The sequence below is a fragment of the Kineosporia rhizophila genome, from assembly GCF_021277265.1.
Lineage (GTDB): Bacteria > Actinomycetota > Actinomycetes > Actinomycetales > Kineosporiaceae > Kineosporia > Kineosporia rhizophila.
On record NZ_JAJSOH010000006.1, the window covers coordinates 98,849 to 112,928 of the forward strand.

At 73.2% G+C, this 14,080-nt stretch carries 1 protein-coding gene (only partly in view); it reads left to right on the forward strand.

Features of this window, described 5'->3' with window-relative positions:
* A protein-coding gene (locus LWF15_RS11825) for a type I polyketide synthase (protein ID WP_232810500.1) crosses the window boundary here: on the forward strand, positions 1–14,080 show its 5' portion. Its footprint extends 33,842 nt past the window's final position; only the first 14,080 of its 47,922 coding nucleotides appear in the window; it begins with the start codon at positions 1–3; its stop codon lies off the right edge, out of view.

Here is a 14,080-nt window from a genome sequence, read left to right on the forward strand (position 1 = left end):
ATGTCCGAAGACCAGAAGCTCGTCGAGTACCTCAAGTGGGTCACCTCGGATCTTCGGCAGACTCGGCAGCGACTGGAAGAGGTGGAGTCCGGCCGGCACGAGCCGATCGCCATCGTCTCGATGGCCTGCCGCTACCCCGGTGGCGTGGCTTCTCCCGAAGATCTCTGGCAGCTCGTCGATTCCGGCCGGGAGGGAATCGGCGACTTCCCGACCGGCCGCGGCTGGGACCTGGACGCCCTGCGCGGTTCCGGTGAGGACGCCGCCCAGGGCCGGGCCAGCGCCACCAGCGCCGGCGGATTCCTCTACGAGGCGGACCGTTTCGACGCCGCTTTCTTCGGCATCTCGCCGCGCGAGGCGCTGGCGATGGACCCGCAGCAGCGGATCCTGCTGGAGACCGTGTGGGAGGCGGTCGAGCGGGCCGGGATCGACGGGGACTCGCTGCGCGGCAGCCGCACCGGTGTCTTCGCCGGCCTGATGTACCACGACTACGCCTCCAGCCGGTTCGACTTCCCGCCCGAGTCGATGAGTTTCATCAGTACCGGCACCGCCGGCAGCGTGCTGTCCGGCCGGGTCTCGTACACCCTCGGCCTGGAAGGGCCCACCCTCACCCTGGACACCGCGTGTTCCTCCTCGCTGGTGGCCGTGCACCTGGCCGCCCAGGCCCTGCGCTCGGGCGAGTGCACCCTGGCCCTGGCCGGCGGGGTCACCGTGATGGCCACGCCCGGGCCCTTCCTCGGGTTCAGCGCCCAGGGCGGACTGGCCCCGGACGGGCGGTGCAAGTCGTTCGCCGAGGCGGCCGACGGCGTCAGCTGGGCCGAGGGCGCCGGTGTCCTGATGCTGGAGAAGCTGTCCGACGCCCGGCGCAACGGGCATCCGGTGCTGGCCGTGATCCGTGGTTCGGCGGTGAACCAGGACGGCGCCTCCAACGGCCTGACCGCCCCGAACGGCCCTTCCCAGCAGCGGGTGATCCGGGCCGCCCTGGCCTCGGCCGGACTGTCCCCGGCCGAGGTGGACGCGGTCGAGGGGCACGGCACCGGCACCACGCTGGGTGACCCGATCGAGGCCCAGGCCCTGCTGGCCACCTATGGCCAGGACCGCGAGAACCCGCTCTGGCTGGGCTCGCTGAAGTCGAACATCGGCCACACCCAGGCCGCGGCCGGGGTCGCCGGGATCATCAAGATGGTGATGGCGATGCGGGCCGGCACGCTGCCGCGCACGCTCAACGTCGACGCGCCCACCACCCACGTGGACTGGAGTGCCGGCTCGGTCGAACTGCTGGCCGAGGCCCGGGAATGGACCGAGAACGGGCACCCGCGCCGGGCCGGGGTCTCCTCCTTCGGTATCAGCGGCACCAACGCCCACCTGATCCTCGAACAGGCCCCTGCCACCACCCTGGACGCGCCAGCCGATAACAGGCCGTCGCCGACCCATGAGCCCGCAGCGGTCCTGGTCTCGGGCCGTTCCGAGTCCGCCTTACGGGCCCAGGCCGCCCAGCTCGCCGACTGGATCGACCAGAACGACACAGTCAGGGCGCTGGACGTCGCCCGTTCGACGGCCACTACGCGCACCTCCTTCGAGCACCGTGCCGCCGTGCTCACCGCCGCGACCGGCGATCTGGTCGGCGTTCTGCGTGCCCTGGCGGCCGGGGAGGCCGACCCCCGGGTGGTGCGCGGTCAGGGCTCGGGCGACGGCCTGGCCTTCGTCTTCTCCGGCCAGGGGGCGCAGCGCCCGGGCATGGGGCGTGAGCTCCATCAACGATTCCCGGTCTTCGCCGCGGCCTGGGACGAGGTGGCCGCGCAGCTGGATCCGCTGCTGGCCCGTCCGCTGGCCGAGACCCTGGCCGGTGACCTGACCCGCACCGGTGACGCCCAGCCCGCCCTTTTCGCCCTGCAGGTGGCGCTTTTCCGGCTGGCCGAGTCCTGGGGTCTGCACCCGGACGTGCTCATCGGTCACTCGGTGGGCGAGATCGCCGCGGCCCACGTGGCCGGGATCTTCTCGCTGGAGGACGCCTGCCGCCTGGTGGCGGCCCGGGCCCGGCTGATGGACGCGTTGCCGGACGGCGGCGCCATGGTCGCGGTGCAGGCCGCCGAGCAGGACGTGCTGCCGCTGCTGGCCGGACTCGAGGACCGGGTTTCCATCGCCGCGGTGAACGGGCCGTCCTCGCTCGTGCTCTCCGGTGACGAGGCCGTGGTGCTCGATCTGGCCGCCCGTTTCACCAAGACCCGCCGACTGAGGGTCTCGCACGCCTTCCACTCACCGCTGATGGCACCGATGCTGGACGAGTTCGCCGCCGTGGTGGCGGGCCTGCAGTTCGGTGAGCCGCAGATCCAGATCGCCTCCACGGTCGAGGACGGCGCCGATCCGGCCACACCTGACTACTGGGTGCGCCACGTCAGCGCCCCGGTCCGGTTCCAGAGCGCGGTCGAGCGGGTCGAGGCGGGCACCTTCCTGGAGATCGGCCCGGACGGGGTGACCAGTGCGATGGTCGCCGGGCTGCGCGAGTCGGCGGTCACTGTGCCGGTTCTGCGGGCGGACCAGGACGAGCCGTCCTCGGCGATCCAGGCCCTGGCCCGGCTGCACGTGGCGGGCATCCGCCCGGACTGGGCCGCCTTCTACGCCGGCAGCGCGGCTCAGGTGCTGAACCTGCCCACGTACGCCTTCCAGCGCGAGTCGTACTGGCCCTCCGGGATGCGGGTCGCAGACGTCGGCGGGCTCGGGCAGACCGCCGCCGGGCACCCGCTGCTCGGCGCCGCGACCTCCCTGGCCGACTCCGGCGGGGTGCTGCTGACCGGCCGGTTGTCGCTGCGGACCCATTCCTGGCTGGCCGACCACGAGGTCGCCGGCCTGGTGCTCTTCCCCGGCACCGGCTTCCTGGAACTGGCGGTCCGGGCCGGCGACCAGGTGGGCTGCGACACCGTTGAGGAACTCACCCTGGCCGCGCCGCTGGTGCTCGGCGAGGACGACACGATGGCAGTGCAGATCGCGGTGGGAGAGGCCGACGGCAGCGGCCGCCGCACAGTGGGCATCTACGCCCGCCGGTTGCTGGCGACCGACGACGAACCCTGGACGCAGCACGCCTCCGGCGTCCTGACCAGTGGGGCCGGCGTGTCCTCGTTCGACGCCTCGGTCTGGCCGCCGGCCGGGGCCACCGCGATCGACCCCGAGGGCGTGTACGAGCGGCTGAGCGAGGGCGGATTCGTTTACGGGCCGATCTTCCGCGCCGCCCGGGCGGTCTGGCAGCACCAGGGCGAGGTCTTCGCCGAGATCGCCCTGCCCGAGAGCGTCACCGACGCCGGCTCCTACGGTGTGCACCCCGCCCTGCTCGACGCCGCCCTGCACCCCTGCCCGCTGGCCGGGCTGGACGAGGTCGAGGGCGGGCGCGTGCCGTTCGCCTGGTCGCAGGTGCGACTGCACGCCGCCGGAGCGTCGGTGCTGCGGGTGCGGCTGGCCCGCACCGGCCCGGAGTCGGTCTCGGTCACCGCAGTCGACACCGAGGGTGCGCCGGTCTTCTCGGCCGGCTCGCTGGTGCTGCGGCCGCTGGCCACCGGCGAGGTGCTGGCCGCCCGCAGCGCCACCCGCTCTTCGCTGTTCCGGCTGAGCTGGATGCCCGCCACAGTCGCCAACACGGTCACCGGCTCGGGTGAGCTCGACGTGCTGCGTCTGTCCGATGCCCTGGGCGCCTCAGTGGACCGGCCCGGCCCGGGCGAGCCGGGTGCTCTGGGCGAACTTGCTGCCCTCGAACGGGTTCCGGCGGTGGTGACCGTGCGGTTGGCGACCGGTCCGGCCGGGCCCGAGGCTGCGCACGAGCTGTCCGGCCAGGCTCTGGCGCTGCTTCAGACCTGGCTGGGCGATGAGCGTTACGCCGACTCCACCCTGGTGCTGATCACCCAGGGTGCGCTGGGCGTGTCCGCCGGAGAGGCACCGGCCGGCCTGGCGGCGAGCGCGGTGTGGGGGCTGGTGCGGTCGGCGCAGTCCGAACATCCCGGACGCATCGTCCTGATCGACACCGAAACCGACGCCGAAACAGACACCGAAACCGGCATCGGCGTCGACACGGACGCCGAGGACGACGCTGACCTGGGTGACCGTCTTCCAGGGCTGCTCGCGCTGGGCGAGCCGCAGATCGCACTGCGCGGGGACGAGGTCCTGGTTCCCCGTCTGGCCCGTGCCGAGCAGCCGGACACCGCCGCAGCCGCCTGGCCCAGTGACTCCCAGGTCCTGATCACCGGTGGTACCGGTGGGCTGGGAAGCCTGCTCGCCCGTCATCTGGTGGCCCGTCACGGCGTTCGCAACCTGGTCCTGACCAGCCGCCGCGGCCCCCAGGCGCCCGGCGCCGACTCCCTGCGCGCGGACCTGGCCGCGCTCGGGGCGGACGTCACCCTGGTGGCCTGTGACCTGGCCGACCGCGAGGCGGTGGCCGCCCTGCTGGCGGAGCACCCGGTGACCGCGGTCGTCCACACCGCCGGGGTGCTGGACGACGGGGTGCTGGCCGCCCTGACCCCGCAGCGACTGGACATCACGCTGCGTCCCAAGGTCGATGCCGCCTGGCACCTGCACGAGCTGACCCGGGACCGGAACCTGACCGCATTCGTCCTCTATTCGTCGATCGCCGGCACCACCGGCGGCACCGGGCAGGCCAACTACGCCGCCGCCAACGCCTGGCTCGACGGTCTGGCCCAGACCCGCGCGGCGGCCGGGCTGCCCGGCCTCTCCCTGGCCTGGGGCCCCTGGAGCCCGGAAATCGGTATGACCAGCGGACTCTCGGATGCCGAGGTGGACCGGCTGAACACGGCCGGCACGCCCCCGATCAGCGCCGAGTTCGGTCTGGCCCTGTTCGACGCCGCCCTCGGCCTGGACCACCCGGTCGTCGCCCCGGTCCGGCTCGACCTGGCCGCGCTGCGCTCGCAGGGCGTGGTCTCACCGATGCTGCGCGCTCTGGTGCGGGGAAGCCGCCGCACCGCCGTGGGCGGGTACCGGGCCACCGACTCGCTGTTGCACAGGCTCTCCGCCCTGGGCGCCGGCGAGCGTCTGGAGGCCGTCCTCGACCTGGTGCGCACCGAGGTCGGCATGGTGCTCGGCCACGTCTCGGCGGACACCGTGGAGCCCCGTCGCGAGTTCCGCGAGCTGGGGCTGGACTCGCTCACCGCGGTCGAACTGCGAAACCGCCTGTCCTCCGCGACCGGTCTGCGCCTGCCCTCCACGCTGGTCTTCGACTACCCCACGCCCTGGGTGCTGGCCGAGTTCCTGCTGGCCGAACTGCTCGACGAGGACCAGCAGGCCGAGACCGTCCAGACCGGCCGGCCCGGCCAGCAGGCTCAGGACGACCCGATCGTGGTGGTCTCGATGGCCTGCCGCTACCCGGGCGCGGTCTCCTCGCCCGAGGACCTGTGGCGTCTGGTCAGCGAGGGCGGCGACGGGATCGCGGCGTTCCCGGACGACCGCGGCTGGGACCTGGAGCGGCTGTACGACCCGGACCGTCAGTCCCGCGGCACCAGTTACGTACGCGAGGGCGGATTCCTGCGGGGAGCGGCCGAGTTCGACGCCGGCTTCTTCGGGATCTCGCCGCGCGAGGCGGTGGCGATGGACCCGCAGCAGCGGTTGCTGCTGGAGACCGCCTGGGAGACGTTCGAGCGGGCCGGGATCGACCCGAAATCGTTGCGGGGCAGCCGCACCGGGGTGTTCTCCGGCCTGATGTACCACGACTACGGCTCCGGCCGGGTGCAGTTCCCGGCCGAGTCGATGAGCTTCCTCGGCACCGGCACCTCGGCCAGCGTGCTCACCGGCCGGGTCTCCTACACCTTCGGCCTGGAGGGCCCGGCCGTCACGGTCGACACCGCGTGCTCGTCCTCACTGGTCGCGATCCACCTGGCCGCGCAGGCCCTGCGCTCCGGCGAGTGCTCGCTGGCCCTGGCCGGGGGCGTCACGGTGATGTCCCAGCCGGGCGCCTTCATCGACTTCAGCGCCCAGGGCGGGCTCGCCGCGGACGCCCGCTGCAAGCCGTTCTCCGACGCGGCCGACGGCATCGGCTGGTCCGAGGGCGTCGGTCTGATTCTGCTGGAACGGCTTTCGGACGCCCGCCGGAACGGTCACGAGGTCCTCGCGGTGGTCCGCGGTTCGGCGGTCAACCAGGACGGTGCCTCGAACGGGCTGACCGCCCCCAACGGTCCCTCCCAGCAGCGGGTGATCCGGCAGGCCCTGGCCGCCGCCGGGCTGCAGCCCGCCGAGGTGGACGCGGTCGAGGGGCACGGCACCGGAACGACTCTGGGCGACCCGATCGAGGCCCAGGCGCTGCTGGCAACGTATGGGCAGGATCGGGAACGGCCGTTGTGGCTGGGCTCGATCAAGTCGAACATCGGCCACACCCAGGCCGCGGCCGGGGTGGCCGGCGTGATCAAGATGATCCAGGCGATGCGCCACGGCGTGCTGCCCCGCACCCTGCACCTGGAGGAGCCCTCCACCCACGTCGACTGGAGCGCGGGCGCGGTCGCACCGCTGACCGAGAGCACGCCGTGGACCGAGGCCGGCCGGCCGCGCCGGGCCGGGGTGTCCTCGTTCGGGATCAGCGGCACCAACGCGCACGTCATCCTGGAGCAGGGCGAACCACTGCCCGAACCGCTGGACAGGCCGGCTCCGGCCGCCCTGGCCTGGGTGGTGTCCGGGCGTGGAGAGCAGGCCCTCCAGCAGCAGCACGAGCGCCTGACCGAGGCCACCGCCGAGCTGGATGCTCAGGACGTAGCCTTCTCCCTGGCCTCGTCCCGTGCCGTGTTCGAGCACCGTGCGGTCGCCGTGGGCGCTGACCGGCAGGCCCTGGCCGGCAACCTCGGCGGCATCAGCGGGGTCGCCGACGTCGAGGGCAAGACCGTGTTCGTGTTCCCCGGCCAGGGGGCGCAGTGGGTGGGCATGGGCGCCCGGCTGCTGCAGGAGTCGCCCGTGTTCGCCGCGCGGATGGCCGAGTGCGCCGCCGTGCTGCAGCCGTTCGTGGACTGGTCGCTGCTGGACGTGGTGCGCGACGGCGATCTGGACCGGGTGGACGTGGTCCAGCCCGCCTCGTTCGCGGTGATGGTCTCGCTGGCCGCGATCTGGGAAGCCGCCGGGGTGAAACCGGATGCGGTGATCGGGCACTCGCAGGGGGAGATCGCGGCCGCGGTGGTCGCCGGGGCCCTGACCCTGGCCGAGGGCGCCCGGGTGGTGGCCCGGCGCAGTCAGGCCATCGCCGGTCGCCTGGCCGGGCGGGGTGCGATGGCCTCCATCGCCCTGCCTCTGGAGCAGATCGCCGTCCCCGAGGGCGTTTCGGTCGCGGCGGTGAACGGGCCGCGATCGGTGGTCGTCGCCGGAGAACCGGCTGCGGTGCGGGCCCTGGTGCAGGAGCAGATCGCGGCCGGGGCCCGGGCCCGGATGATCGCGGTGGACTACGCCTCGCACTCGGCGCACGTCGACGCGCTGGAGGCCGAGCTGGCGCAGCTGCTGGCCGGTCTGTCGCCGCAGACCCTGACCGTGCCGATGCTGTCCACCCTGACCGGTGAGTGGCTGGAGGGCCCCGAGCTCGACGCCGGCTACTGGTTCGCCAACCTGCGTAACCCGGTCGCCTTCCACACCGGGGTGCAGCGGCTGCTGAGCGAGCGCTTCCGGGCCTTCGTCGAGGTCAGCTCGCACCCGGTGCTCACCGTCGGAATGCAGGAGACGATCGACGAGGCGGACGTCGTCGCGGTCACCGGGGGCACCCTGCGGCGGGATCAGGGTGGCTGGGACCGGGTGCTGAGCAGCCTGGCCGAGGTCTGGGTGCGCGGCGTGGCGGTCGACTGGGCGGCGCTGCTGCCCGGGCGCCGGGTCGCCCTGCCCACCTACGCCTTCCAGCACGAGCGCTACTGGCCGCAGCCGGCTCCGGCCGCCACCGGCGACGCCGGGGGCCTGGGCCTGATCCCGACGGCCCACCCGCTGCTCGGGGCCGCGGTCGGCCTGGCCGGTGGCCAGGGCGTGCTGCTGTCCGGACGGGTGTCGGTGTCGAGCCATCCTTGGCTGGCCGGGCACGTGGTGGGCGGCACGGTGCTGTTCCCGGGCACCGGCTTCCTGGAGCTGGCGGTACGGGCTGGGGACCAGGTCGGCTGCGACCGCGTCGAAGAGCTGGTGCTCACCACGCCCCTGGTGCTGGCTGGGCAGGACGCGCGCATGCTCCAGGTGGTGGTGGGCGGCCCGGACGAGGGCGGCCGCCGCACCCTGGACATTTACTCCCGTCCGGCCGAGGACGGCCACGACGAGCCGTGGGTGCAGCATGCGACCGGTCTGCTGGCGGTGGGGGAGCGCACGGCCGATTTCGATGCCGCGGTCTGGCCACCGACCGGCGCCGAGGCGCTCGAGGTGGAGGGCGGCTACGAGCGCCTGGCCGCCGGGGGTCTGGAGTACGACGGGCTCTTCCGGGGCCTGCGCGCGGTCTGGCAGCGGGGAGAAGAGGTCTTCGCCGAGGTCGCGCTGCCCGAGGCCGAACCTGAGGCCTTCGGCCTGCACCCGGCCCTGCTCGACGCCGCGCTGCACGCCATCCCCTACGTGGGCCTGGACGCGGCCGAGGGCAACCGTCTGCCGTTCTCCTGGGGAGAGGTCTGCCTGAATGCGCGGGGCGCGAGCGCGCTGCGGGTGCGGCTGGTGCGCACCGGGCCGGAGACGGTCTCCGTGGCCGCCGTGGACGGAGCCGGGGAGCCGGTCTTCTCGGCCGGTTCGCTCACGCTGCGGGCGGTCTCGCCCGGCCAGCTCGCGGCCGACGGTGCCACGGCCACTCGCGATGCCCTGTTCCGGCTGGCCTGGACAGCGCTGCCCGACCCGGGCGGCGCCACCGACGAGATCCCCTTCCTGACTGGTGATCTGGCTGCTCTGCCGACCGTGACGGACCTGGTGGGGCTCGAAGCGCGCTCCACCGGTGAGAACCCGGTGGCCGAAGCGCATGAACTCACCGCGCTGGTGCTGGGCCGGGTGCAGGAGTGGCTGGCCGACGAGCGCACCTCGGCCGCGCGCCTGGTGGTGGTGACGCGCGGCGCGGTCTCGGTCGCGGGCGAAGAGCCGGATCCGGCGGGTGCGGCGGTCTGGGGTCTGGTGCGCTCGGCGCAGTCCGAGAACCCGGACCGGCTGCTCCTGCTCGACCTGGAACCTGATGCTGCGCTCCGGGTTCCGGCCGGTCTGACCGGCTACAGCGAGCCGCAGCTGGCGGTGCGCGACGGCGTGGTCTGGGCGCCCCGGCTGGCCACGCTCAGCTCCGGCGACGGTCTGGTGCCGCCGGTGGGGGTGCCCTGGCGTCTGGGCAGCCGTCGTAAGGGCAGTCTGGACGCGCTGGACCTGATCGCCTGGCCCGAGGGTGCCGGCGAGATCCCGGCCGGGCACGTGCGGGTGGGCGTGCGCGCGGCCGGCCTGAACTTCCGCGACCTGCTGGACAGCCTGAGCGCCCTGGGCTGGTTCCAGGGCAAGACCGGGTGGATGGGCGGCGAAGCGGCCGGGGTGGTGCTCGACAAGGCCGCCGACGTGACCGACTTCGAGATCGGTGACCGGGTCACCGGCATGTTCAACGGCTCCTTCGGGCCGGTCGCCGACGTGCCCGCGATGGCCCTGAGCACCTTCCCGGAGGACTGGTCCTTCGAGGACGCGGCCACCATTCCGGTGGTGTTCCTGACCGCCTACTACGGCCTGGTCGACCTGGCCGACCTGCGCGCCGGGCAGAAGGTCCTGATCCACGCCGCCGCGGGCGGTGTGGGCATGGCGGCGATCCAGCTGGCCCGGATGCTGGGCGCCGAGGTCTACGCGACGGCGAGTGAGCCGAAGTGGGACGTGCTGCGGTCGCTGGGTATCGACGACGAGCATCTGGCGTCGTCGCGGGATCTGGCGTTCGAGGAGAAGTTCCATTCCACGGCGGGCAGTTTCGACGTGGTGCTGAACTCGCTGGCCAACGAGTTCGTGGATGCGTCGGTGCGGTTGGTGCGTCCGGGTGGCTGGTTCCTGGAGATGGGCAAGCTCGACATCCGGGAGGCCGGTGACTACCCGGAGATCAACTACCACTTCTACGACGTGCTCGACCCGGGCCCGGAGCACCTGCACCACCTGCTCGGCGTGCTGATGGACCTGTTCGGCCGACGCGCGCTGCACCCGCTGCCCTCGACGGTGTGGGACGTGCGGCGAGGCCGCGACGCGTTCCGGACGATGAGCCAGGCCAAACACACCGGCAAGATCGTGCTCAGCATCCCGACGGGCTGGGACGCCGACGGCACCGTCCTGATCACGGGCGGCACCGGGACCCTGGGCGGCGAACTGGCCCGGCACCTGGTGGCCACCCGCGGCGTGCGGCACCTGTTGCTGACCAGCCGTCGCGGTCTGGACGCACCCGGGGCAACCGACCTCGTGCGCGACCTCGAGGCCGGCGGCGCCCAGGTCAGCGTGGTAGCGGCCGACGTGGCCGACCGGGACCAGGCTGAAGCCCTGATCGAAGGCGTGGACCCGCGGCACCCGCTCACGGCCGTGATCCACACCGCGGGCGTCCTGGACGACGGTGTGGTCTCCGGCCTCACCCCGCAACAGCTTTCGGCGGTGCTGCGGCCGAAGGTGGACGCTGCCTGGAACCTGCACGAGCTGACCCAGGATGCGGATCTGGCCGCGTTCGTAGTGTTCTCCTCTTTCACCGGCCTGATCGGCACCCCCGGCCAGGCCAATTACGCCGCGGCCAACACCTGGCTCGATGCCCTGATGACCCGGCGCCGCGCCAGTGGTCTGCCCGGTCTGTCCCTGGCCTGGGGGCTGTGGGAACAGACCAGCGAAATGACGAGTGTGGTCACCGGGTCGGGTCTGGAGCGGATGGCCGCGGCCGGGATGCCGGCGATCAGCACCGAGCAGGGCATGGCCCTGTTCGACGTGGCCATCGGTTCGGACGAGCCGTTGGTGGCCCCGGTGCCCGCCGACCTGAAGGCTCTGGGCCGGGGCCGGGTGGCACCGCTGTGGCGCGGCTTGGTGCGGGGCAGCCGTCGCTCGGCCGTGGCCGTCACTTCCGACCTGAACGGGCTCGCCGCGCAACTGTCCGGTCTCGCCACGGCCGAGCAGCTGAAGCTGCTCACCGACGTGGTGCGCACCCAGGCCGCTGCGGTGCTGGGTCACGCCTCGGCCGAGCAGATCGACCTGCGCCGCGAGTTCCGCGAGCTGGGCTTCGACTCGCTCACCGCGATCGAGCTGCGTAACCGGCTGGGTTCGGCCACCGGGCTGCGTCTGCCCTCCACGCTGGTGTTCGACTACCCGACCCCCGGCGCCGCGGCCCAGTACCTGCTCGGTGAACTGGCCGGCACCACGACCAGCCCGAGCGGCCCGGGCGCGGTCGCGCCCCGCAGCTCCGACGCCGACGACCCGATCGTCATCGTCTCGATGGCCTGCCGCTTCCCCGGCGAGGTCAGCTCGCCCGAGGACTTCTGGCAGCTGCTGGCCGAAGGGCGGGACGCGGTCTCCGGCCTGCCCCGCGACCGCGGCTGGGCGGCACTGGACCAGGACGCCGCCGGTGGATTCCTCTACGGTGCGCCGAACTTCGATGCTGCGTTCTTCGGCATCTCTCCACGTGAGGCCCTGGCCATGGACCCTCAGCAGCGTCTGCTGCTGGAGACCGCCTGGGAGACGCTGGAGCGCGCCGGTATCGTGCCGGCCGAGCTGCGCGGCAGCGAGACCGGCGTGTTCGTGGGCGCGGCATCTTCCGGTTACGCGGCCTCGCCCGAGGCCCGCGGACACGTGATGACGGGTCAGCTCACCAGCATCGCCTCCGGTCGGCTGTCGTACACGTTCGGCCTCGAGGGCCCGGCCGTCACCGTCGACACCGCCTGCTCATCGTCGCTGGTCACCATCCACCTGGCCGCCCAGTCGCTGCGCTCGGGGGAGTGCTCCCTGGCCCTGGCCGGTGGCGTCAGCGTGATGGCCACCCCGGCCGCGTTCAGCGAGTTCGACGCCCAGGGCGGGCTGGCCGCCGACGGCCGGTGCAAGGCCTTCGGGGCCGAGGCGGACGGCACCGGCTGGTCCGAGGGGGTCGGCCTGGTTCTGCTGGAACGGCTCTCGGACGCCCGTCGCAACGGGCACGACGTGCTCGCAGTGATCAAGGGGTCCGCGGTCAACCAGGACGGTGCCTCGAACGGCCTGACCGCCCCGAACGGGCCCTCGCAGCAGCGGGTGATCCGCCGGGCCCTGGCCGCAGCCGGACTCTCCCCGGCCGATGTGGACGCGGTGGAGGCGCACGGCACGGGCACCACGCTCGGCGATCCCATCGAGGCTCACGCGCTGCTGGCCACCTACGGCCAGGAACGGGAACGTCCGCTGTGGCTGGGGTCGGTCAAGTCCAACCTGGGGCACACGCAGCTGGCTGCGGGTGTGGCCGGTGTGATCAAGATGGTGCTGGCCCTGCAGCACAACCAGCTGCCGCAGACCCTGCACGCCGAGAACCCGTCCGAGCACATCGACTGGGCCGGCGGCGACGTCCAGTTGCTCACCCAGCCGGTGCCCTGGGAGCAGAACGGTCATCCGCGCCGGGCCGGGGTCTCCTCGTTCGGGATCAGCGGCACCAACGCCCACCTGGTTCTGGAAGAGGCCCCCGACCGTAAGGAGCCGGTCCCGGAACCGCAGCCCGACCTGCCGCACCCGGTTCCGGTGCTGGTCTCCGGCCGCACCGCTGCGGCCCTGGGGGCCCAGGCCGCCCGTCTGAGCGACTTCCTGATCAACACCGAGACTTCGCGCACCGACCTGTCCTGGTCGAGCGTCAAGGCCCGCTCGGTGTTCGAGCACCGGGCCGTGCTCCTGGTCCGCGACGCCGCCGACCTGTCGGCGGGGCTGACCGCGCTGGCGCAGGGCCGCTCCGCGCTCGGGCTGGTGCAGGGCAGCCGTTCCGACACCGGTGGTGGCCTGACCGTGGTCTTCTCCGGCCAGGGCACCCAGCACACCGGCATGGGCCGAGAGCTGTACCAGCGCTTCGGCGTGTTCGCCGCCGCCTGGGACGAGGTGGCCCAGGCCCTGGGCCTGCCTCTGGACGAGGTGGTGACCGGGCCGCTGGAGCGCACCGGTAACGCCCAGCCGGCCCTGTTCGCGCTGCAGGTGGCCCTGTTCCGGCTGGCCCAGTCGTGGGGTGTGCAGGCCGAGACGCTGATCGGGCACTCGATCGGCGAGATCGCGGCCGCCCACGCGGCCGGTGTGCTCTCCCTCGCCGACGCCTGCACCCTGGTCCGGGCCCGGGCCGCCCTGATGCAGGAGCTCCCCTCCGGGGGCGCCATGGTGGCGGTCCAGGCCTCGGAGACGGACGTCCTCGCGCACCTGGCCGGCCACGAAGACGAGGTCTCGATCGCGGCGGTGAACGGACCGCAGTCGGTCGTGCTGTCCGGCGACGAGCAGACGGTGCTCCGGATCGCCGCGAACTTCGCCAAGAGCAAGCGGCTGAACGTTTCCCACGCCTTCCACTCGCCGCTGATGCGCCCGATGCTGGCCCGGTTCGCCGAGACCGTGCGCGGCCTGGACTTCCGGCCCGCCCAGATCCCGGTGCACTCCACGGTGGAGGCCGGGGCCCGGCTGGACGACCCGGACTACTGGGTGCGGCACGTCACCGCCCCGGTGCGCTTCGCCGACGCGGTGACCGACTGCCCGGCCGGCACGTTCCTGGAGATCGGGCCCGGCGGGACGGCCGCGGCCATGATCGAGGAGATCCGGCCCGAGTCGGCCGTGCCGATGCTGCGCGCCGACCGGGACGAGGTCGAGGCCGCGACCGAGGCACTGGCCCGGCTGCACGTGCGCGGTATCGCGGTGGACTGGCAGCCCCTGCTGCCCGACGGCCGGCGCATCGCCCTGCCCACCTACGCCTTCCAGTCCGAGCGCTACTGGTCGGTGCCGACGCAGCGGCCCGGCAACGTTGCCGCCGCCGGTCTGCGCAGCGCCGAGCACCCGCTGCTCGGGGCCGAGGTCGGCGTCGCCGGCACTTCCGAACTGCTGCTCACCGGACGCCTGTCGCTGAGCAGCCACCCGTGGCTGGCCGACCACGCGGTCGGCGACGTGGTGCTCTTCCCCGGCACCGGATTCGTGGAACTCGCGGTGCGGGCCGGGG